This is a genomic window from Burkholderia sp. 4NA327C6 (assembly GCF_005502655.1).
Classification (GTDB): domain Bacteria; phylum Pseudomonadota; class Gammaproteobacteria; order Burkholderiales; family Burkholderiaceae; genus Burkholderia; species Burkholderia contaminans.
This window is the reverse complement of sequence record NZ_SCNZ01000035.1, coordinates 15,034-37,105: the sequence shown is the minus strand read 5'-3', so window position 1 is coordinate 37,105 and position 22,072 is coordinate 15,034. Positions and strand designations below refer to the sequence as shown.

Sequence of the window (22,072 nt, the reverse complement as noted above, 5' to 3'; positions counted from 1 at the left end):
TCGTCAGGACACCTTGTCGGAATCATCGTCCAGTGCGTAGATGCCGCGCCTGGCGACACACGGAAACGGCGGATCGATCGCCCGCACGTTCTTCAGTTCCCAGCACACGTATCCGGCGCACCATGGCTTGCCTTGCGCGCGGGCTTCATCAGGCGTCCAGTCGTGCACGCCCACGACGTCGACCAACGCGAGCGCGATGCCGTCAGGGTCCTCCTGCCCGTCCTGTCGCAGAAAGACCGTGTTCTGCACCAGCACGAGATCGCGCAACGGTATGGCCGGCGGCGCCCACGACCGGATTTCGACCCGCTTGCGGCCCGCGACGATATCGTCGACGGCGGGTTTGACGATCGACAGCGCGGGTCGCGGCATGGCAAGTATTTCCTTCATCGGCAAGGGGAAAGCGTGCGCCCGTCAGTCGGCATGTGCGCCGAATCCGGGAGGCGATCGCGGTTCGGACTGGATTGTTGCCGATTCGCCCGAACGTGTCGACCGGGCCCGATCCGAAACGCCGGTGCACCGCGACTACGCGATGCCGGCTTTCCGCGGCTGACGAATCGCCTAAACTACAGACCGTCCCCTCCGCGCGGCTCCTGCCAGCCACCGCCATGGCACACCTCTTCTTCGCCGCCTCGATCCAGCGGCATATCGAAACGCCCGAGCGCGAAATCGACGCCCGCTCGGTCGGCGAGGCATTCGACACCGTTTTCGGCGAGCACCCGCGGCTGCGCGGTTACATCCTCGACGACCAGGGTGCGCTGCGCAAACACCTGTCGGTATTCATCGACGGCCAGCCGATACGCGACCGGCAACACCTGTCCGATGAGCTCGGCGACGCCAGCCGGGTCTATGTCGTGCAGGCGTTGACGGGCGGATAAGGGACATATGCACAAGCACCGACCGCTCACCCCAACGTCAGGCCGTGCCATCAGGAGACATCGCTCATGAACGATCGACTGCTCGTCGCCACCCGCAAGGGCTTGTTCGTCCTGCAGGCCGACGGCCACGGCGGCTGGACGCTCGATGAGCCGCACTTCGCCGGCGAGCCGGTCAGCATGGCGCTCGCCGACCCGCGCGACGGCACGCTGTATGCCGCGCTGAACCTCGGCCATTTCGGCGTCAAGCTGCACCGCAGGCGCGCGGGCGCCGCCGACTGGGAAGAATGTGCGGTTCCCGTCTATCCGCCGCAGCCCGCCGAAGCCCCACCCGCCAGCGCCCGCGGGAATGCCGGCACCGGCGACGCGGACGACGCGCCACCCGGCCCGCCGCAGCCGCCGTGGACGCTCCAGCAGATCTGGTCGCTCGAAGCCGGCGGCGCCGACGAGCCGGGCGTGCTGTGGGCCGGCACGATTCCCGGCGGGCTGTTCCGCTCCGACGACGGCGGCAGTTCGTGGGTGCTCAACCGGGCACTGTGGGATCGCCCGGAGCGCGCCGAATGGGGCGGCGGCGGATACGATGCGCCGGGCATCCATTCGGTGATGGTCGATCCGCGCGACAGCCGGCACGTGACGATCGGCATCTCGTGCGGCGGCGTCTGGCAGACCGCCGACGGCGGCGCGACGTGGCGCGTGACCGCGGACGGCATGGAAGCCGACTACATGCCGCCCGAGCGGCGCGGCGAACCGAACATGCAGGACCCGCACCGCGTCGTGCAATGCGCGGCCAACCCGGACGTGCTGTGGACACAGCATCACTGCGCGATCTTCCGCTCGACCGACGGCGCCGAACACTGGCGGCGCATCGAGGCGCAGCCTTCGAGCTTCGGCTTCGCGGTAGCCGTGCACCCGCATGAACCGGACACCGCGTGGTTCGTGCCGGCCGTGAAGGACGCGTGCCGGATTCCGGTGAACGGCCGGTTCGTCGTCACGCGCACGCGCGACGGCGGGCGCAGTTTCGAGCAGTTCTCGAACGGATTGCCGAGTGCGCCGGCGTACGACCTCGTGTATCGGCACGGGCTCGCGATCGATGAGACCGGCACGCGCCTCGCGATGGCGTCAACGACCGGTGGGTTGTGGACGTCCGACGATGGCGGTGAAAACTGGCGGCTGGTGTCTGCGCATTTGCCGCCGGTTTATTGCGTCAGGTTCGGGTGACGGTGCGCGAGCGGGTCGGTTCGCACCCGGCCCGCACGGCCCGCTTTACCGCCCGACGCCCCCCATCCGCCCCACCGCCTCCCGCGTCTGCGCCATCTCCGCGTCGAGCCAGTCGAGAAACGACCTGACCTGCGGCTCACGCTCCCGCCCGGGCCGGCACAGCGCGACGAAACGCGCGCCCTCGATCCGCACCGCCGGCTCGATCGGCGTCAATGCCCCGTGCGCGACATGCTCGGCAGCCAGCACCGAGCTGAGCAGCGCGATGCCCTGCCCGTGCAGCACCGCCTGCAACGCGTAATGCTCGTCGTCGTAGTGGCGAAACACCGCGCGTTCGAGCCACGATTCTCGGCCGGCCGCCCGACACCACGACGCCCAATCGACCGACACCGGTAGCGGCGTATCCCACATGGTCTCGATCAGGTCGAGCGGCTCGTCCGTGCGATGCGCGTCGAACCCGGCGGCCGCATACGCGCCGAAGTACTCGTCGATCAGCGCAATTTCGTGAAGTGCCGGAAACGTGCGCGACGTCGCGCGAATCGCGAGATCGATCCGCGCATCGCGCTCTAGATCGACCAGCGTATTGCCGGTTTCAACCTTGATGTGCAGGTGCGGATCGACGTGGCCAAACCGGCCGAGGCGCGGAATCAGCCACATCGCGGCAAAGGCGGGCGTCGTGGTCAGCACGAGCGTGCGCTCGCCCGCCGCCGCGGGCCGCACCGCGTCGAGCCCGCGGCTCAATGCGAGCAGTGCATCGTGACTCGCGCGAAACAGGCGTTCGCCTTCGTCCGTGAGCCGCACGCCGCTCGCACCGCGCTCGAACAGCAGCACACCGAGCCGGCTTTCGAGCGACTTGATCTGGTGCGACACGGCGGCCGGTGTCACGGACAGTTCGTCCGCGGCAGCCTTGAACGCGCCGAGCCGTGCCGACGACTCGAATACACGCAATGCAGTCAGGGGGATTTTCGAGAACACGGGGCCTCGCGGGCCGAATGCGGCCGGGTTGAATTCAATTGAATCGGGGTGAGATTAGGTGAATTGAAGCGGGTGTGCAACGCGGATAGCCTTGCGGAACGTCGCGGCACGGTGCCGCGGCGAGTGGTGTCGATCCGGAGAAACGACGTGCAAGGCCTACCGCGCAGGATCACGCAGGCGGTGCTCTACGAAGCGATCGCCATTTCCTGCATCTCGCCCGCGATCGCAGCGATCTTCAAGCAGGATCTCGTCTATTCGGGGGCACTGTCGGCGACGATGTCGGCGATCGCGCTGCTGTGGAACATGATCTTCAACGCGCTGTTCGAGCGCTGGGAAGCGTCGCGGCGGCAGCCGGCGCGCACGCTCGGGCGGCGGATCCTGCATGCCACCGGATTCGAAGGCGGGCTGATCTTCATCCTGGTGCCCGTCGTGTCGTGGTGGCTCGACATCTCGTGGCTCGACGCGTTCGTCGTCGACATCGGGTTGTTCGCGTTCTTCTTCTGCTACGCGTTCGTGTTCCAGTGGGCATTCGATCGGGTGTTCGACGTGCCGGCGGCGACGAAGGGGTCGTGAGTGACGCTGCTGCTATTGCAAGGCGCCGACCGGGATACACCCCGCCCGGCGTCACGAGGCGCATTACTTATTGACGCAACAGTTGTCGGGGCAGCCAGGGAGCAATGTTATCTCAGCGCGTTTCGCATTTTCATCGTCCTGAACGCTCATGCGCTCATAAACGTAACTATGAACTGCGTAGCGCTCCTTATTCAGCCCGAGATGCACCAACAACTGCCGGGCGGACTCGGCGCGTCTGGCAGACAGTTCTTCAGGATCGGTTTCCACAGGCTCGGCTACGCCGCTCACCCCTACGCCTTCGCGAATCGGGAACTGCAACAACATTTTCGATACCCAATCTTCCAGCTTCTTCGCCTGCTCTTCGCTCACCGTTGCAGCGTTCTGCTCGAACATCAGATCGAAGTTTTGCCCTGGCAAATTCCCGGACCCATCGCAAGCATACGAGTTTTCCCCCACAAACAGTAAGACTGCGGCGCTAATCCAGCCAGATAACATATGCCGAAATACTGTCTGCATTTTTTATCGCCATTTCCGGGTTACTTTGCCCCCACTCAGGGAGAAATCGCGTGATTCCGTACTTTGGATCGCCCGCCCCAAACGTATCCTCGAAGTGAGTACACTCGTGGATAATAGTCGACAACTTCGAGGTAGCCGCACGGCTTCGATCGCGAATCGTACAAAATTCCTCGTGGATGCTTATTGTGTGTGTTTCAGTGTCGGGACCACATACGTGCGCTACAGTGCCGACGTTCTTGTTGGTCGGCAAGCATCCAAGAGATCGATCCAGATCGGGATGGGCTCTCAGAAAATTCCCAGGGGCAAGTGATCGCATGACGGCAAGAGTAGCCGTCAATCCAGTGATAAGACTATGACGAATTTCGTGGTCATTCGCGCCAAACCACGTCCAGACACGCCTACGTTCCTCAGGTGCCCATTCGGCCAATCTATCGAGGCGCTCCTTCACCAGATCGGCTCCTTCATCACGAAGTTGCATCATCAGCTTTCTAAATTCTGCGTCGGTCATGGCCGGGCAGATTGGCGGGCCGTTGAGCGTAAGAAAAACTTTCAACTTCGAGCCCGGTGTGGTGTTCGTCACCGCGGAATCGTGGACGCAAACGTATTCGTTACAGGACATCGCTATTGCCCTCCACGACCTCGAGCCTAAGTTTCTCGGCGTGACTCGTTGTTACTCGTCGGGTATTTCCCTCGGAATCCGTGACACCACTGACGATCTGACCTGATGCCGTGTATATGCGGTATCGAACACGCGCGAGCGGACGGCCACTCTGCTCATCGCACAAGACATACTGCTCGCTGTGCTCATCGTCGGTTGCCAGTGCAGAATCCGTGTGGTTTCGGATCTGCCCGGTCAACGCCGCCGCTTGTTCAGCCGTAAATCGCATCATCATGCCGCGCTGGGCATAGAACACCGGCTGGGGATTGCAACCGCAGACGTTGACGTCGCCGCTCAGCGCCCAAGGTTTGCCGTTCGGCCCGGTTCCCGGCCACCGCGGCCCTTTCGGAGCAATAAAGCCCTTCCGTCCGCACGCCGTGCAGTAGGTCTGCATATCCAGTGTCGCGATATGCACGCGCGGGGGCGGATTGGAACAGGTGACGGTCGGCAGGCCTTCCGTGATTGTCGCGCTGCCACCTCGATCACCTTGAGCAAGAAAATAGCGGATCATGCGCCATCCCCCTGCGCACCGCGTGTAACGGCAAGCTCCACGACCGTCCATTCTCTATTGGTAGCGTCACCGCGCCAGTTGCTCTCGAGATGCGAGTCGACAACGGCAAACAAATGCGCGGGCAATTTCTGCGTATGCGGCATCCTGATTCCCCTTCGTGAAATTGGTGCGATTAACCAACACCAAAATGCGCGATTACGAAAGGGTTTTCAATAATACAAGTTCGAAATTCGTATAACTAATTTTTCTTATATTTCTATCATTCAAATGCCAAGTCGCTCGACCACGGCGCTTGGCAAGCATACCCCCGAACCCAGATAACAACTCTGTCGTTCGGGGGGCGCAGGACCACCGTCAAACCGTAGGCTCAGGTGGAAAAAGCCAACACACCTCGCTCAATGCACGCCGAGATAAGCCTTCACCGCCGGCAGGCCCGGCTTGCCGTCGAGCGTCGTCACGCCCGCGAGCCACTTGTCGAGCGCCTGCGGGTTCGCCTTCAGCCACTCGGCCGCCGCCTTGTTCGGGTCTTCCTTGTTCATGATCGGCGTCATCACGTGGTTCTCGATCGACGTCGTGAACTGCAGGTTCGACACGAACTTCGCGACGTTCGGGCAGCGCTGCGCGTAGTCGGGCGGCGTCGCCGTCAGCACCTTCGCTTCGCCGTAGTTCGGGCCGAACACGTCGTCGCCGCCGCTCAGGTAGTCGATCTTCATCTGCACGTTCATCGGATGCGGTTCCCAGCCGAGGAACACGATCCACTGCTTGTCGCGGATCGCGCGATTCACCTCGACCAGCATCCCGGCCTCGCTCGACTCGACCATCTTGAACTTGCCGAGGCCGAACTGGTTGCCGTCGATCATCTTCTTGATCAGCAGGTTGCCGTCGTTGCCCGGTTCGATCCCGTAGATCTTGCCGTTGAGCTTGTCCGCGTACTTCTGGATATCCGCGAACGACTTCAGGCCGCCCTGGTACACGTAGTCGGGCACCGCGAGCGTGTATTTCGCGCCGGTCAGGTTCGGCGTCGAAAGCACCTTGATCTGGCCGGCCTTCGTGAACGGCTGGATGATCGGGTCCATCGTCGGCGACCAGTAGCCGAGGAACACGTCGATCTGCTTGCTCTTGATGCCGGCGAACGTGATCGGCACCGACGCGATCGTCTTCGTCGGGTTGTAGCCGAGCCCCTGCAGCATCGTCGACGCGAGGCCCGTGGTCGCCGCGATGTCGGACCAGCCGACGTCCGCGAAGCGCACGTTCTTGCACACGGGCGGATCGGCCGCGTACACGGCCGACATCGGCGCGGATATCCCGATCCCGCACACCGCTGCGATCAATAGGCGCTTCATCTTGCTTCTCCTCAAAGTGATGTCGTTTGCTTGAATGCGGGATCGTTTATTGAAGCCGCGCGCCGCGATCCCGGCGGCGTCGCGGACCATGGGTTCGGTCAGCGCCCCGGCAACCGGCGCTCGTAGCTCGGCGCGTGGCCGAACTGCGCGCGGTAGGCCTTGCTGAAATGGCAGGGCGAATGAAAACCGCAGACGGTCGTCACGCGTGCGATCGACGCGTCGGTCGTGCGCAGCAGGTCGCGCGCGCGCTTCAGGCGCAGCGTCAGGTAATAGTGGGTCGGCGACACGTTCAGGTACACCTTGAACATGCGCTGCAGGTGCCGCTGCGACAGCCGCACAAGCCGCGCGAGTTCCTCGAGCGACAGCGGCTCCTCGATGTTCGCCTCCATCAGCCGCACGACCTCGATCAACTCCGCGCGCGAGAAGCCGACGCGCGCATCGACCGGAATCGGCTGCGTGTCGGTCGAGCTGCGGATGCGCTCGAGGATGAACTGCTCGGATACCTGCGCGGCCAGCTGCTGGCCGAAGCGCATGCCGACGAGGTTCAGCATCAGGTCGAGCGGCGCGGTGCCGCCGGTGCAGGTCAGCCGGTCGCGATCGACGACGAACAGTTCGTCGGCGAAGCCGACCTGCGGAAACTCCGAATGCAGCGCGGACAGGTTCTCCCAGTGCACGGTGCAGCGATAGCCGTCGAGCAGCCCGCTCGACATCAGCGCATACGCGCCCGTGCAGATGCCGCCGAGCGGCAGGCCGCGTTCGGCAAGCGCCGCGAGCGTATCGCGTGCACCCTCGTCGACCACGTCGCGGATGCGGATGCCGCCGCACACGATCATCACGTCGGGCAGGTTGGTGTAGTCGAGCGCCTGCGTGGGCCGTACCGCGATGCCGTTGCTGGCGTGCACCGGACTGCCGTCGAGCGAATAGATCGACCACTGGTAGTGATCGGCACGCCCGACGTAGTTCGCCATCCGAAGCACTTCGACAGCGCTGGAGAACGCGATCATCGAGAAGTTCGGCAGCGTCAGGAAGCCGAAATGGGCGAGCGATGAAACCGGTGAAACGCAGGCTGCGGGCGCGACAGCAACGGCGGACGTCACATCGGTCTCCTGGCGAGGAGGTTGCAGGGGGCCAGCCCCGCGGCGCAAGCCGCGGAGGCCGTTATCCATGTTCAGGATGAGCGGCCGGGGTCCGGCCGCCGGAGCTCACGCCTGAGCGGGCGCGGCTTTCACGCGAAACAGCTGCTTGAGACCCGAGAACAGCGGCGCCTTCACGGTGCCCGGCGCACGGCCGAAGCTTTCGGTGATGCGGTCGAGAATGATCGCGAGCAACACGACCGACAGGCCGCTTTCGAAACCGAGGCCGATGTCGAGGCGCTGGATACTGGCGAGCACGTCGTTGCCGAGACCGCCCGCACCCACCATCGACGCGATGATCACCATCGACAGCGCCATCATGATCGTCTGGTTCACGCCCTGCATGATCGACGGCAGCGCGTTCGGGAACTGCACCTTGTACAGCAGCTGCCACGGCGTGCAGCCGAAGGCCTGGCCGGCTTCGACGATCTCGCGGTTCACGTGGCGGATCCCGAGGCTCGTCAGGCGCACCGCCGGCGGCATCGCGAAGATCACCGTCGACAGGATCCCCGGCACGCGGCCGAGACCGAACAGCATCGCAGCCGGAATCAGGTAGACGAACGCGGGCATCGTCTGCATCAGGTCGAGGATCGGGCGCACGATCGCGGCGACCCACTTGCTCTTCGCGGCCCAGATGCCGAGCGGGATGCCGAGCACGAGGCTGATGATCGTCGACGACAGCGTGAGGCCGAGCGTGATGACCGTCTGGTCCCAGAAGCCCGTCGCGAAGATCAGCAGCAGCGACAGCGTCGTGAACAGCGCGAAGCGCCAGCCCACCCGCCACAGCCCGACGCCGATGAAGATGGCCATCATCAGCCACATCGGGATCGCCTGCAGGCCGTGCTCGACGAATGCCGCGAGCCCCTCGATCGCCTGGCCGATCGCGTCGAACGTCTTGGCGTCGTGGTCGAGCAGGTAGTGAACGGACTGGTCGACCCAGGTACCGAGCGGAATCATTTCAGACATGGGAACCTCGCGAACGCGTGATGGCCTTCAGGATGAGCGCACGATCGACCGAGCCGCAGTAGCAGCCGTCGTCGTCGACGACCGGCAGCGCATTCGGGCTCGCGACCACGCGCGCGACGACATGTTCGAGCGACGCATCGCGGCGGATGGATTCGATCGGGCTCACGGACGGCGTCGCCTGGCCGATCGCATCGCGCGTGACGAAGCCGCGGATCTTGCGTTGCGCATCGAGCACGAACGCATAGTCGGCACTGCCGTTCAGCGTCGCCGCGACGTTCGCTGCATCGCACTTCGACACGATCGGCACGGCGCCCGTCTGCATCAGGTCGCCGGCCGTGAGGTAGCGGCTGGTGTCGATGCCGTCGAAGAACGCGCGCACGTAATCGTCGGCCGGGTTCGCGATGATGTCCTGCGGCGTGCCGACCTGCACGAGCCGGCCGCCTTCCATGATCGCGATGCGGTTGCCGATGCGCAGCGCTTCTTCCAGATCGTGCGACACGAACATGATCGTGCGGCGTTGTTCCTTCTGCAGCTGCAGCAGCACATCCTGCATTTCCCGGCGCTTGAGCGGATCGAGCGCGGAGAACGCCTCGTCCATGATCATCAGCGACGGGTTCACGGCCAGCGCGCGGGCGAGGCCGACGCGCTGCTGCATGCCGCCCGACAGTTCCGACGGCAGCTTGTGCGAGAACGGCGCGAGGCCGACCTGCTCGAGCACTTCCATCGCGCGGCGCTCGCGCTCCTTCTTGCCGACGCCCGCGACTTCCAGGCCGAACGCGGCGTTCGACACCACGGAGCGATGCGGCATCAGCGCGAACGACTGGAACACCATGCTCATGTCCTTGCGGCGCAGCGCGGTCAGCGCCGAGCGGCGCGCCGACGCGACGTCGAGCCCGTCGATCATCACCTTGCCGGCGCTGGGATCGACCAGCCGGTTCACGAGGCGGATCAGCGTGGACTTGCCGGAGCCGGACAGGCCCATCAGCACGAAAATTTCGCCTTCCTGCACATCGAAGGAGACGTTGTGCACGCCGACGACCTGGCCGGTGCGCTTGAGCACATCGTCCTTCGTCGCGCCGGCGGCGAGCATGTCGAGCGCCTGCTGCGGGTTGCTTCCAAACACCTTGCACAGACCTTCGACCACGACCTTGGGGGCATCCATCGAAACCTTCTCCTCGTGTAGCGGGACTCGCGCTTGTCTTAGCGTGCCTACATAGTTGCCAGAAAAAACCCCGACCTGCCGACGAATTACGACAAACGCTTGCGCAAATACGACACGGCCGCCAGCCCCGCCGGGCGGGCCGCGGCACGCGGCGGCACCCGATTGCGGCGGCGCAATACGCGCATGTCCAGCAACGACGGGCATCGCGCGTCGGACTTGTGCGCAGCAGCGCGGCGCATATCGCGTCGCGCGTTGCGGCAAATCGCATCGGGCACGCGTCGCTTTACGACAATTTCACGTCCGATCACGCGCCGATCTGCTCAGACGAAAGCGTATCGTCTCCCCCGATAAAAAGCATGACCGTGCAAAAAACCGCGCGGCGACACCGGACGGAGCACGCCGCGATACCGCGCCAACCCGGAAATTTCGCGACAGCCGCTGTGATACATTCCCCGCCAACACGCCGATCGCGACGCAGGCCGCCACGCGGCCACCGTGGTCGGCAGCGCACGCCGGTTCGCCTGCCGGCCATGCCGATACCGCCTCGACCGGCAAACGTCCGATCGCAGGCCGATAACGATACGAGAGAGAGGGAGCAAAGGCGAGATGAACTGGGCTTTTACCGCAATCGGCTTCATCGTGGGCGGGATTGCCGCATTGATCGGGGATTTCTCCGGCATCACCGGCGCAGTGCTCGGTGCCGCGATCGGATTCTGCCTCGACAACACGCTGCAACAGCGCAAGCGCAAGAACAACGGCACGGCCCCCGGCGCGTTCGCGATGCAGGCACCGCCCGCCCAGCCGCCGGTTCCCTTGGCCGAGCGCGTCGCGCGCCTCGAGGCGACCGTCGAGACGCTGACGCGTGAAGTCGCGTCGTTGCGCGGCCAGCTGGCCGGCGCGAAGGCCGGCTCGGCCACGACTGGCGCGACCGTGTACACGCCCACCGGGGCCGCCTCCGCCTCTGCCTCGGCATCCCCATCCGCATCCTTGCCGCCTTCGGTCGCCCTGCCGCCGCGCATGCCTGCCCAGCCGGCCGCCGCACGCCCGGACGCATCGGTATCCGCCTCGGCACCCGTTCCCTCCCCCGTTCGCGCCGCCACGCCGGCACCGACACCGGCCGCCGCGATCCGCGCGAGCGAAACGCCTGCCGCCGCGGCGCCCGCACCGTCGGCTCCCCCCGCGCCGCCCAAACCGCGCGAACCCGACCTCGTCGAGCGCGCATTCCGCGCCGCGCGCGACTGGCTGCTCGGCGGCAACACGGTCGTGCGCGTCGGGATCATCGTGCTGTTCTTCGGTGTCGCGTTCCTGCTCAAGTACGCGGCCGACAACAACATGCTGCCGATCGAATTCCGCCTCGCCGGCACCGCGCTGGCCGCGGCCGCGCTGCTCGCGATCGGCTGGCGCGTGCGCGCACGCCGTGCGGCGTACGGGCTCGTGCTGCAGGGCGGCGGCGTCGGCATCCTGTACCTGACGATCTTCGCCGCGACCAAGCTTTACGCACTGCTGCCCGTCGGCGCCGCGTTCCCGCTGATGGTGGCCGTGTGCGCGCTGAGCGCGTTCCTCGCGGTGCGGCAGAACGCGCAGCCGCTCGCATTCATGGGCACCGCGGGCGGCTTTCTCGCGCCGGTGCTGCTGTCGACCGGCCACGGCAATCATGTCGCGCTGTTCAGCTACTACGCGCTGCTGAACGCGGGCATCTTCGCGATCGCCTGGTTCAAGGCCTGGCGTCCGCTGAACCTGCTCGGCTTCGTCTTCACGTTCACGATCGGCTCGGCATGGGGCGTGACGGCCTACCGCCCCGCGCTGTTCGCGAGCACCGAGCCGTTCCTCATCCTGTTCTTCCTCATGTACGTCGGCATCGCGCTGCTGTATGCGGTGAAACGCGAACTCGCGCTGCGGCACTACGTGGACGGCACGCTCGTGTTCGGCACGCCGATCATCGCGACCGCGCTGCAGGCGTCGCTCGTGAAGGACATGCCGTTCGGGCTCGCGTGGAGCGCCGTCGCGCTGTCGGCGTTCTACGTCGTGGTCACCGCGTGGCTCGCGCGGCGCCGCGACCGCCTCGCGCTGCTGTTCGAATCCACGCTCGCGCTCGCGGTGATCTTCGCGACGCTGGCCGTGCCGCTCGCGTTCTCCGGCCCGACGACCAGCGCCGCGTGGGCGATCGAAGGCGCGGCCGTCGTGTGGCTCGGCGTGCGCGAGAAGCGCATGCTGCGGTTCGGCTTCGGGCTGCTGATGCAGGTTGCCGCGGCCGGCGCATTCTTCACGAGCCTGCTCGGGCCGGCCGACGCCGCCGCACTGCCGGTGCTCAACAGCCCATACATCGCGATGCTGCTGATCGCGCTCGCCGGCCTGTTCACCGGCTGGTGGCTGCACGGGCGCGGCGAAGCGCGCGCGTGGCACGCGTGGATGCCCGAGATCGGCGCCGCGGCCGCCGCATGGGGGCTGCTGTGGTGGGTGAGCGGCGGCCTGCACGAGATCCTCGTCTACGCGAGCCGTCACGTCGACCTGCATGCCGACCGCTTCGTCGTCGATACGACTGCGCTGTTCGCGGCCGGCACCGCGTGGCTCGCGCATGCCGCGCGCCGCCGGCTGGCGTGGCCGCTCGCCGAATGGCCCGCGCTCGCGCTGACGCCGGTGCTGGCGCTGCTCGCGCTGCGTGCGTTCGATGCACACGAGGCGCCGCTGTCGGGGATGGGCGCGTTCGCGTGGCCCGTCGCGGTCGGCGCAGGACTTGCGCTGCTGTGGCGCCAGTCGCGCGGCACGGCAGGCGCCGGTTCCGCGCCAGGCTCGGCACGCGGCGGCGCGCCATCCCTCTCGGCAGGCATCATCGCGCCGCTGCATACGCTGACGTTCTGGACCGTGTGCGGGCTGCTGTCGCTCGAAGGCTTCTGGCGCCTGCGTGCATACGTGCCCGAAGGCGCGTGGAGCTGGAGCGCATGGGCCTACGGTTTCGGTGCGCTGCTCCTGCTGGTGTCGGGCCCCGGCTCGCGGCTGCGCTGGCCGGTTGCGGCGTTTCCGCGCGCGTACCAGGTGTGGGGCGCGGCGCCGCTCGCCGCGCTGCTGTGGCTGTGGAGCATCGCCAGCGTGATCAGCGACGGCAACGCTGCGCCGCTCTTCTGGCTCCCGCTGCTCAACCCGCTCGACATCGCGCAGTGCCTCGTGTTCGTCGCGTTCGCCATGTGGCTGCGCCGCCTGAAGACGCTCGGCATCGCGTGGCATCCGCGCGTCGTCGACTACGCGGCCATTGCGACCGTGTTCCTGTGGTTCAACGCACTGATGCTGCGCACGCTGCATCATCGCTTCCACCTGGCCTACGACATCGACACCGTGCTGTCGTCGTTCGGCATCCAGCAGGTGTTCATGGTCGGCTGGAGCCTGTTCGCTTTTGCCGGGATGTGGCTGACGCGCCGCGACGGCATCGCCCGCATGTGCGCGCTCGCGTCGCTGCCGCTCATCGTCGTGATGTGGGTGTGGACCTTCTACGCGAACTTCACGCAGGACGGCGGAAGCTGGGCGCGCGTGCCGCTCTTCAACCCGCTCGACCTCGTGCTCGCGGTGGTCTATGCACTCGCCGCGTCGTGGTTCGTGCGCGCACGCAAGCTTGGCTGGTCGTTCGGCAAGTATCGCGTCGAGCTGGTGAGCGCGGCCGGCGCGACCGCGTTCCTGTGGCTGAACGCGATCCTGTTGCGCACGCTGCATCACTGGGCCGGCGTGCCGTACGAACTCGGCGCGATGGCGGCATCGACGCTCGTGCAGGCGTCGGTGTCCGTGTACTGGACGCTTTGCGCGCTCGCGATCACGATCTGGGCCACGCGCCGCGGGCTGCGTCCGCTGTGGTTCGTCGGCGCCGCGCTGCTCGCGCTCACGGTCGTCAAGCTGTTCCTGTTCGACCTGTCGCACGTGTCCGGCATCGAGCGCATCGTGTCGTTCATCGGCATCGGCGTGCTGCTGCTGTTGATCGGGTATTTCTCGCCGCTGCCGCCGAAGGCCGCCGCGCAACAGGACGACCACGCATGAAACGACTCGCCGCCCTGCTCGGACTGAGCCTGCTCGCGTCGTTCGCGGCGGCCGACGGCCGCGCAGCGCAGCGCTTCGCGCTCGACCTCGACGGCACCGCCGCGTATTACCAGCTCACCGTGCCGCAGCCCGTCTATGCGGCGAGCCGGCGCGAGGATCTCGGTGACGTGCGCATCTTCAACAGCGCGGGCGAGCCGGTGCCGTATTCGCTCGACGCCCCCGCGGCGGCCGCGGCCGCCGTCCCGCCGACGCGCACGCCGGTGCACTGGTTTCCGCTGCCGCCTGCCCGCGCCGACAACGCCAACGCGCCACTCGGCGTGACGGTCGGCCCGGACGGCGCGCTGCGCGCGGGCGTCGCCGCACCGGTGCGCGCGAAGCATGGCGCGGATCTCGTCGACCTGTCGCATGCGGAGGGCGAGATCGACGCGCTGCTCGTGCACGTGAGCGACGACAGCTACCAGGGGCGTGTGGCCGTCGAAGCCAGCGACGACCTGCGCAGCTGGCGGCCGCTCGGCAGCACGCAACTGCTGAAGGTCGGCCGCGGCGACGCGATGCTGGTGCAGGAACGCATCGCGCTCGAAGGCGCGGCGCCGCGCTACCTGCGACTCGACTGGCTCGACGGTGCGCCCGCGATCGCGTCGATCGACGTCGAGACGCACCTGCGCGATGCGCGCGGGGCCGACACCGCATCCGTGCCGCGCCAATGGCGCGACGCCGTGCGCGTGCGGGCCGGCGGCACGCCTGGCGAGTATCTGTTCGACACCGACGGCGCCTATCCGGTCGACCGCGTGCGCATCGACCTGCCGCAGCCGAATACCGTCGCGCGCGCGACGCTGCAGAGCCGCGCCGACGCGCAGGCGCCGTGGCGCGACGTCGCGGGCGCCGTGCTGTTCCGGTTGCAGGGCAAGGCCGGCGAGCAGCGCAATCCGCCGCTCGAATTCGCGGCGAATACGGATCGCGCGTGGCGGATCGTCGTCGACATGCGCAATGGCGGATTCGGCGGCGGCCAGCCGGCCGTCGCGATCGGCTGGCATCCGGCCGCGCTGACGTTCGTCGCGCGCGGCACGCCGCCGTTTACGCTCGGTGTCGGCGACGCGTCGCTCGTGTCGTCGGCCGTGAGCCGCGACGCATTGCTGGTCGGCATGGCGCCCGAAGTGCGGCCCGCGCGCGTCGGCGCGGCGTTGCCGGTGTCGGCGGTCACGCCGGCGTCAGTTGCCGATACGGACGCACCGCGCCGCTACGTGCTGTGGGGCGCGCTGGTCGTCGCGGTCGGCGTGCTCGGCACGATTGCGTGGCGCCTCGCGAAAGGCGGTGGCGATACGCGCCGCGACGGGTGACGCGGGGCGCTCGTCGCCCGTCGCCCGTCGCCCGTCTTTACGCGCCGTTTATCGGGCGAACCGGTTTCTTTCGACGGTCGCAATGCATAACTGCGTACAGTCGTCGCATCGGAACCACGATGCGACGACATGCAGGAAACCTATCCATCGTATGACCGGCCGCTGCCACGCACGCGCGTGCGCCCGGCCTTGCGGCTGAAGCGGCTTCTGCTGCTCTTCCCGATCATGCTGCCGCTGTCGATCGCGCTGCCCGCGCATGCGGACGACACACCCGCGGCGCCGGACAGCGCCGTCAGCGCGCCCGCCCCCTCGCTTCCCCCGACCCTCGACACGATCGTCACCGCGCTGCGCAACCGCTTTCACGTCGCGTACGCCGACGCGCGCACGATCGCACGCGCGGTGCAGACCGAATCGGATCACTACGGGCTTGCGCCGGCGCTGCTGCTCGCGATCATCGCGGTCGAGTCGGGCTTCGATCGCCACGCGGTCAGCGTCGCCGGCGCGCGCGGGTTGATGCAGGTGATGCCCACCGCTCATCGCGATCTCGTCGCGCACGTGAAGGATCTCTCCGATCCGGCCACCAACGTGCGGATCGGCGCGGCGATCTTCCGCGGCTATCTCGACGATGCGGACGGCGACGTCGAAACCGCGCTCGTGCGCTACAACGGCGGCACGAAGCGCTATGCGCAGCGGGTCGCGCTGCGCGTGCAGCAATTCGACGCGCAACTGCGCAATACGAACGGCGCGGCGAGCGACGCGCCGCGGACGGCCGCGAACCCCTGAGCGCGTCGCTACCGTGCGCCGGCGAGCCGGTAACCGACGCCCGTCTCCGTGACGATGTACGCGGGCCGGCGCGGATCGCACTCCAGCTTGCGCCGCAGGTGGCCGACATATACGCGCAGGTAGTGCGCATCCTTGCCGTGTGCCGCGCCCCACACTTCGCTCAGCAGGCGGTCGTGCGTCAGCAGCCGGCCGGCGTGATGCGCGAGCGCGGCCAGCAGCCGGAATTCGATCGGGCTCAGATGGACGCGCGCCCCGCCGCGCAGCACCTGGCGATCGCCGAGATCGACGGTCACGTCGCCGAAGCGGACGCACACCGCATCGATGCGCCCGCCGCCGGCTTGCCGCCGCAGGTGCGCACGAATCCGCGCGATCAGCTCGGCGGCGCCGAACGGCTTGGTCAGGTAATCGTCCGCGCCCGCGTCGAGCGCGGCCACCTTGTCGCTTTCCGCACTCAGCGCCGACAGCACGATCAGCGGCGCGGCCGAGCACGCGCGCAGCGCACGGATCAAGTCGGTGCCGCCGAGATCGTGCAGGTTCGTGTCCGCGACGATCAGGTCGGGACGTCGCGCACCGACGGCCGCTACGCCCGCCGCGCCGGTCGCGGCCTCGAAGACGTGCATGTGCTCGGCCTTCAGCGCGACACGGACGAAATGCCGGATGAACCTGTCCTCGTCGACGATCACGATGACGACGCTCGGTTCGCTCATCCGGCAGCGCCTTCGTCCGGTGCGTGATGCGCGCCTGCGCAACGGGCACGGTACGCGCTCATGCTCAGGCCCATCCGCATGCCACCAGCACCATGTCGATCAGCTTGATGAACGGGAACGGCAGCAGCACGCCGCCGAGGCCGTACAGCAGCAGGTTGCGGCGCAGCAGCGGCGCCGCGCCGAGCGGACGATAGCGCACGCCCTTCAGCGCGAGCGGAATCAGCGCGACGATGATCAGTGCATTGAAGATCACCGCCGACAGGATCGCGGATGCCGGCGACGCGAGATGCATCACGTCGAGCACGCGCAGTTGCGGATACGTCGTCGCGAACGCGGCCGGGATGATCGCGAAATACTTCGCGACGTCGTTCGCGATCGAGAACGTCGTCAGCGACCCGCGCGTCATCAGCATCTGCTTGCCGATCTCGACGATCTCGATCAGCTTCGTCGGATTCGAGTCGAGGTCGACCATGTTGCCGGCTTCCTTCGCCGCCTGCGTGCCGGTGTTCATCGCGACCGCCACGTCGGCCTGCGCGAGCGCCGGCGCGTCGTTGGTGCCGTCGCCCGTCATCGCTACCAGACGGCCTACCGCCTGGTGCTCGCGAATCGTCGCGAGCTTGGTTTCCGGCGTCGCTTCCGCGAGGAAATCGTCGACGCCCGCTTCCGCCGCGATCGCGGCGGCCGTCAACCGGTTGTCGCCCGTCACCATCACGGTCTTGATGCCCATCTTGCGCAACTCTGCAAAGCGCTCCTTGATGCCGCCCTTCACGATGTCCTTCAGCTCGATCACGCCGAGCACGCGGGCGACACCGTCGACACGCTCCGCCACCGCGAGCGGCGTGCTGCCGCGACGCGCGATGTCGGTCACGACGGCTTCGACTTCGCGCGTGACGCAGCCGCCGTGGGACTCGACGTAATGCTTGATCGCGTCGGCCGCGCCCTTGCGGATTTCGCGGCCGGGCAAGTCGACGCCGCTCATTCGCGTCTGCGCGCTGAACGACAGGAACACCGGATGCAGCGCCTGCATGTCGCGCTCGCGCAGATTGAAGCGCTGCTTCGCGAGCACGACGATGCTGCGGCCTTCCGGCGTTTCGTCGGCGAGCGACGACAGTTGCGCGGCATCGGCCAGCGCTTCCTCGGTCACGAACGGCGCGGGCACGAACGTCGATGCCTGGCGGTTGCCGAGCGTGATCGTGCCGGTCTTGTCGAGCAGCAGCACGTCAACGTCGCCGGCCGCTTCCACCGCGCGGCCCGACGTCGCGATCACGTTCGCCTGCATCATCCGGCTCATCCCGGCCACGCCGATCGCGGACAGCAATCCGCCGATCGTCGTCGGGATCAGGCACACGAGCAGTGCGACGAGCGCGGTGATCGTCACCACGTGGCCGGCCTTCATCGCTTCGACCGCGAACGTCGAGAACGGCAGCAAGGTGGCAGTCGCGAGCAGCATCACGATCGTCAGCGCGACGAGCAGGATCGTCAGCGCGATCTCGTTCGGCGTCTTCTTGCGCTTCGCACCTTCGACCATTGCAATCATGCGGTCGAGGAACGCCTCGCCCGGATTGACGGCGACCCGCACGACGATCCAGTCGGACAGCACGCGCGTGCCGCCCGTCACCGACGAGAAGTCGCCGCCCGATTCGCGGATCACCGGCGCGGATTCGCCGGTGATCGCCGATTCGTCGACCGACGCGACGCCTTCGATCACGTCGCCGTCGGCCGGGATCGTGTCGCCGGTTTCGACGAGCACGACATCGCCCTTGCGCAGGTCGGTCGACGCCATCACCTCGACGGCCGCCTTCGCATGCGGCGCCACGAGCTTTTTCGCGACCACGTTGTGTTTCGCACTGCGCAGCGACGCGGCCTGCGCCTTCGAGCGCCCTTCGGCGAGCGCCTCGGCAAAGTTCGCGAACAGCACGGTGAACCACAGCCACAGCGCGATCGCGACGATGAAGCCGGCAGGCGCTTCGGCCTGGCCGAACAGCGCGGCAATCCACAGGATCGTGGTCAGGATGCTGCCGACGTACACGCAGAACATCACCGGGTTGCGGAACTGCGTGCGCGGCGTGAGTTTCCGGAACGAATCCGCGATCGCCGGGCGCACGAGTGCGGGATCGAACATCGAGCGCGCGGCCGTGCGCGCATGGCCCGGCTGCGTGGGGCGCGGGCCTGTCACGGGTGCGAGAGACATGGCGGTTTCCTTTTGCCGGCACGGCCCGCACAGCAGCATCCGGCGTCGATCACGCGAGCCGGCTGCCTGCGCGCGATCTCGCGTGCAGCTTCCGTTTCCATGCAACCATCTTATGAAGGTTCGCGTGAAGATCGCGGCAAAGGATCGCGTCAGGGTATAAAAAGCGCGTAAACGTCCGTTTCGCCGCGGCGCGGCGGGGGTGTCTCAAGGGCCGTACACGAGCGGGAGCGCCACACTCCGCTCATCCGACGTTTACGCGGAAAAACAGGAAAACGAACCGGCGCGCGACGGTCAGCCGAACGTGTAGCGCCCGTGCTGACGCGGACGCCACGGCGTCGAGCGGCAACTCGCGGCACCGGCCGCGCGTCGTGCCGCCCAGCCTGCGCCACGGCGCACGTGCTGGCCGCGCCGGGCCACGGCGACCACGCGCGACGGCAACGCATACGCAAGACGCCGCACGGCCGCCACGCGCGCGGCCATGCGTGACGCCGGCGCCACGCGGCGCGCCACCTGCGCGACGGGCCGCTTGCAAAGGATCGCGCTGTCGTAGCGCTTGCCGTCGAAGCGCATCACGTCGACGACGTCGAAACCCTGCGCGCCGTAGAACGCGAGCAGGTGCGAAGCGGGATGCGGCGTATCGAGTGCGAGCAGCGTATAGCCGCGCAGCGCGGCCCACTGTTCGGCGAACGACAGCAGCAGCGCGCCGATTCCGCGGCTCTGGCATTCGGGGTCCACCGCCACCTGCCGCACGCTCGCGACACCTTCGCGCCGGTACAGCGAGCACGCCGACGACGGATCGGTCGCATACAGCGTGGCCGTGCCGATCACGCGCCCGCCGCACACGGCGACGTAGCACTCGCCCGCTTCCGCGCGGCGGCGCGTGACATCCTCGCTCTGGTCGACGCACGTGCAGTTGAGTCCCATCGCGCCGAGCCGCGCGAACGCGCGATGCAGCATCGGCGTAAGTTGTGCATAACTGTCGAAGGCCGGGTCGAAACGCCGCACGGTCACCCGATCGGCGCACACGGAAGGCGGCGCGGCGGGAGACCGTTCGGCGATCGCGTTCCAGGGTATCGACATTGCCTTGCTCCGTGGTTGGGATGCCCGAAGTCTATGAGCGCGCCCGCGGCCCTCGCAAGAAAAAATGTCGTAAAAGTTTGGGAAAACGCGCGCGGGAGAGACGGTAGAAACGGTGGCAGCCGCAGCGCTGAGCCGGCCGTTGCGAACGCATGAAAGCGCGCCGATCGTTGTTTGCGCAAGCAACGCGCCCCGCGGCCGGCTCATGCGCCGGCGAGCGCCGTTGACACATGCGGCGGCACCTTCCAGACTCGCGGGTTCCTTCCCTCACCGAGCGCGCCCATGATCACCTGCTACCTTCGCTACGTCATCGATCCGTACAAGCTCGACCAGTTCGAAACGTACGGCAAGATGTGGATTCCGCTCGTCGAAAAGTTCGGCGGCACGCATCACGGCTACTTCCTGCCGTCCGAAGGGGCGAACAACATCGCGCTCGCGATGTTCTCGTTCCCGAGCCTCGCCGAATACGAGCGCTACCGCGAACGCTCGATGGACGATCCGGCCTGCCAGGCCGCGTTCCGCTACGCGGAAGAAACGCGCTGCATCGTCAGCTACGAGCGCAGCTTCTTCCGGCCGGTGTTCGAGTAACGGATAACGGGCAACGGCCCGGCGCATTGCGCCCCGTTTCCTGACCGGGACGAAAAAAAGCCCCGCCTGCATCCGCGCGGCGGGGCTAACCCATGTCAGTAGAGACATCATGGAGGAGACGGACCCATCTTATCGACCGCGGCCCGCCGTCCCAACCAAGCATTTCTGCTATCGATCTGGGAGGCCGCGCACACGATTGCCCCGGCCGCGCGGCATATCGATAGAACGAAAAGTCGTTTTCAGAGTGGCGGCGGGGTCGTTACCATCTGGTTTTAAGCCTGTGCTTAGCCGGGCAAGCCATCCCCAAGGAGCGCCCCTTGACTGCATTCGATCAACACCGCCGCCCGTTCGTCGTCGGCATTGGCGGTACCACCCGTGCAGCGTCGTCGACCGAACGCGCGCTGTCGTTCGCGTTGCGCGGCGCGCAAGCGGCCGGCGCACGCACGCGCCTGTTCGACGGCCCGTTCCTGCATACGCTGCCGCACTACGCGCCCGAACACAAAACGCTGACCGACGCGCAGCGCGAACTGATCGACGCCGTGCGCCAGGCCGACGCGATCATCATCGCGACGCCCGGCTATCACGGCGGCGTCTCCGGCCTCGTGAAGAACGCGCTCGACACGCTCGAGGAACTGCGTGCGGACGATCGGCCGTATCTCGACGGCCGTGCGGTCGGCCTGATCGTCACCGCCTACGGCTGGCAGGCAGCCGGCACCGTGCTGACTTCGCTGCGGTCGATCGTGCATGCGCTGCGCGGCTGGCCGACGCCGTTCGGCGCGACCGTGAACACGCTCGAAACGCGCTTCGACAGCGCCGACAGCTGCTCGGATCCGAAGGTCGTCGCGCAGCTCGAGACGGTCGGCACGCAGGCGGCCGAGTTCGCGCTCGCGTTCGCATCGCATCGCGCGGCCTCGCATGCGGCATCGGTCGATGCGCTCGCACCCGTGCTGAAGATCGCCAACCAGTAATTTCCCTGCCTCCCACCGCCCGCGCCCGGCCGATTCCATTCGCCGGCGCGGGCGGTGCACATTCGGACGAGCGGCCACGCGCCGTGAACGTCGACGCCTTTCGCCATTGCCCTTTCCCCACCACCGATAACGATTCGGCCCGCTGCGTGATTTGCATTGGCCGAAAGATTGGTTCACGCCGCGGGCGGGTTTTCGTACGCTGAACCTCCGAACTTTCTCCGCGCATGCCATGAACCGTACGATCCGCTACAAGGGCTACGAAGTCGCCCCCGCTGCCGCCCGGTTGCCGAACGGGCTGTTCGCCGCCAACCTGACGATCGAGAAGGCGAGCGGCGGCCCGTCGCCGCGCGCCGTTTCGTTCGACGCGATCGATTTCTTCTTCGAGGAAGAGCACGCGCTCGCCTACGCGTCCCGCTGGGGCCGCCTCTGGGTCGACACGAACGAGTGACGCACGGCCTGGCCGGCTGACGTTCACCA

At 67.1% G+C, this 22,072-nt stretch carries 20 protein-coding genes and 1 pseudogene; 9 read left to right on the top strand and 12 right to left on the bottom strand.

All coding sequences use genetic code 11. The features are described 5' to 3' along the window. Window positions 1-3: 3 nt before the first annotated feature. Window positions 4-369, bottom strand: a complete 366-nt coding sequence (locus FFS49_RS28935) for an ASCH domain-containing protein (RefSeq protein ID WP_137910491.1) — start codon at window positions 367-369, stop codon at window positions 4-6. A 236-nt stretch (window positions 370-605) separates the two neighbouring features. Here FFS49_RS28935 and FFS49_RS28930 point away from each other — a divergent pair, with 236 nt between their 5' ends. Then, window positions 606-875: a MoaD/ThiS family protein gene (locus tag FFS49_RS28930; RefSeq protein ID WP_039346636.1), complete on the top strand. Its 270-nt coding sequence runs from the start codon at window positions 606-608 to the stop codon at window positions 873-875. Window positions 876-941: 66 nt separating this feature from the next. Further along, complete coding sequence (locus FFS49_RS28925) at window positions 942-2,090, top strand: exo-alpha-sialidase (protein WP_137910490.1); 1,149 nt, start codon at window positions 942-944, stop codon at window positions 2,088-2,090. A gap of 45 nt (window positions 2,091-2,135) precedes the next feature. On the opposite strand, the gene FFS49_RS28920 is transcribed toward FFS49_RS28925, so the two are convergent. Continuing rightward, window positions 2,136-3,062, bottom strand: a complete 927-nt coding sequence (locus FFS49_RS28920) for a LysR substrate-binding domain-containing protein (RefSeq protein ID WP_137951031.1) — start codon at window positions 3,060-3,062, stop codon at window positions 2,136-2,138. Window positions 3,063-3,209: 147 nt separating this feature from the next. Between FFS49_RS28920 and FFS49_RS28915 the strand changes: the two genes are divergently transcribed. Further along, complete coding sequence (locus FFS49_RS28915) at window positions 3,210-3,635, top strand: PACE efflux transporter (protein WP_071333556.1); 426 nt, start codon at window positions 3,210-3,212, stop codon at window positions 3,633-3,635. 63 nt (window positions 3,636-3,698) lie between these two features. Here the strand turns inward: FFS49_RS28915 and FFS49_RS28910 are convergent, their stop codons facing one another. From FFS49_RS28910 to FFS49_RS28880, 7 genes and pseudogenes are all read right to left on the bottom strand, one after another. Beyond that, on the bottom strand, window positions 3,699-4,028 hold the full coding sequence (locus FFS49_RS28910; protein WP_171026853.1) for an OmpA family protein: 330 nt from the start codon (window positions 4,026-4,028) through the stop codon (window positions 3,699-3,701). 82 nt (window positions 4,029-4,110) lie between these two features. Then, window positions 4,111-4,731, bottom strand: a complete 621-nt coding sequence (locus FFS49_RS28905) for a M35 family metallo-endopeptidase (RefSeq protein WP_226285488.1) — start codon at window positions 4,729-4,731, stop codon at window positions 4,111-4,113. Window positions 4,732-4,759: 28 nt separating this feature from the next. Beyond that, complete coding sequence (locus FFS49_RS28900) at window positions 4,760-5,320, bottom strand: hypothetical protein (RefSeq protein ID WP_137910414.1); 561 nt, start codon at window positions 5,318-5,320, stop codon at window positions 4,760-4,762. A gap of 395 nt (window positions 5,321-5,715) precedes the next feature. After that, window positions 5,716-6,663, bottom strand: coding sequence for a choline ABC transporter substrate-binding protein (locus tag FFS49_RS28895; protein WP_039346649.1), 948 nt, complete (start codon window positions 6,661-6,663; stop codon window positions 5,716-5,718). 98 nt (window positions 6,664-6,761) lie between these two features. Then, window positions 6,762-7,760, bottom strand: a complete 999-nt coding sequence (locus FFS49_RS28890) for a GlxA family transcriptional regulator (RefSeq protein WP_039346651.1) — start codon at window positions 7,758-7,760, stop codon at window positions 6,762-6,764. Window positions 7,761-7,865: 105 nt separating this feature from the next. Then, the gene (gene choW / locus FFS49_RS28885; protein ID WP_006480571.1) at window positions 7,866-8,762 is read right to left on the bottom strand and encodes a choline ABC transporter permease subunit; all 897 of its coding nucleotides are present in this window, start codon (window positions 8,760-8,762) and stop codon (window positions 7,866-7,868) included. Then, window positions 8,755-10,045 (bottom strand): annotated as a pseudogene (locus FFS49_RS28880) (glycine betaine/L-proline ABC transporter ATP-binding protein); the annotation flags it as partial. The gene choW and the pseudogene FFS49_RS28880, both read right to left, overlap by 8 nt. A 485-nt stretch (window positions 10,046-10,530) precedes the next feature. Between FFS49_RS28880 and FFS49_RS28870 the strand changes: the two are divergent. The 3 genes from FFS49_RS28870 (at window position 10,531) to FFS49_RS28860 (ending at window position 16,064) form a co-directional block, all read left to right on the top strand. Then, window positions 10,531-13,944, top strand: a complete 3,414-nt coding sequence (locus FFS49_RS28870) for a DUF2339 domain-containing protein (RefSeq protein ID WP_137910413.1) — start codon at window positions 10,531-10,533, stop codon at window positions 13,942-13,944. After that, window positions 13,941-15,281, top strand: a complete 1,341-nt coding sequence (locus tag FFS49_RS28865; RefSeq protein ID WP_137910412.1) for a DUF3999 domain-containing protein — start codon at window positions 13,941-13,943, stop codon at window positions 15,279-15,281. The genes FFS49_RS28870 and FFS49_RS28865 overlap by 4 nt, the downstream gene beginning before the upstream one ends. 129 nt (window positions 15,282-15,410) lie before the next feature. After that, a complete protein-coding gene (locus tag FFS49_RS28860) occupies window positions 15,411-16,064 on the top strand; it encodes a lytic transglycosylase domain-containing protein (protein WP_137910411.1) in 654 nt (217 codons plus the stop codon). Window positions 16,065-16,072: 8 nt separating this feature from the next. Here FFS49_RS28860 and FFS49_RS28855 read toward each other — a convergent pair whose 3' ends face one another. The 3 genes from FFS49_RS28855 to FFS49_RS28845 all read right to left on the bottom strand — a co-directional run bounded on the left by FFS49_RS28855 (window position 16,073) and on the right by FFS49_RS28845 (window position 20,042). Beyond that, on the bottom strand, window positions 16,073-16,771 hold the full coding sequence (locus FFS49_RS28855) for a response regulator (protein WP_137910410.1): 699 nt from the start codon (window positions 16,769-16,771) through the stop codon (window positions 16,073-16,075). Window positions 16,772-16,835: 64 nt separating this feature from the next. Next, window positions 16,836-18,893, bottom strand: coding sequence for a potassium-transporting ATPase subunit KdpB (kdpB, locus tag FFS49_RS28850; protein WP_039346696.1), 2,058 nt, complete (start codon window positions 18,891-18,893; stop codon window positions 16,836-16,838). A gap of 360 nt (window positions 18,894-19,253) precedes the next feature. Continuing rightward, window positions 19,254-20,042 carry a GNAT family N-acetyltransferase gene (locus FFS49_RS28845; RefSeq protein ID WP_039346659.1) on the bottom strand — a complete coding sequence of 263 codons (789 nt, stop codon included), beginning with the start codon at window positions 20,040-20,042 and terminating at the stop codon, window positions 19,254-19,256. A gap of 279 nt (window positions 20,043-20,321) precedes the next feature. Between FFS49_RS28845 and FFS49_RS28840 the strand changes: the two genes are divergently transcribed. The 3 genes from FFS49_RS28840 (at window position 20,322) to FFS49_RS28830 (ending at window position 22,043) form a co-directional block, all read left to right on the top strand. Next, the gene (locus FFS49_RS28840) at window positions 20,322-20,627 is read left to right on the top strand and encodes an NIPSNAP family protein (protein WP_039346660.1); all 306 of its coding nucleotides are present in this window, start codon (window positions 20,322-20,324) and stop codon (window positions 20,625-20,627) included. 317 nt (window positions 20,628-20,944) lie between these two features. Continuing rightward, window positions 20,945-21,595 (top strand): NAD(P)H-dependent oxidoreductase, encoded by a 651-nt coding sequence (locus FFS49_RS28835; RefSeq protein WP_027790596.1) that lies wholly within the window; start codon window positions 20,945-20,947, stop codon window positions 21,593-21,595. Window positions 21,596-21,824: 229 nt separating this feature from the next. Next, window positions 21,825-22,043 (top strand): transcriptional regulator, encoded by a 219-nt coding sequence (locus tag FFS49_RS28830; protein ID WP_137910409.1) that lies wholly within the window; start codon window positions 21,825-21,827, stop codon window positions 22,041-22,043. Window positions 22,044-22,072: the final 29 nt, after the last annotated feature.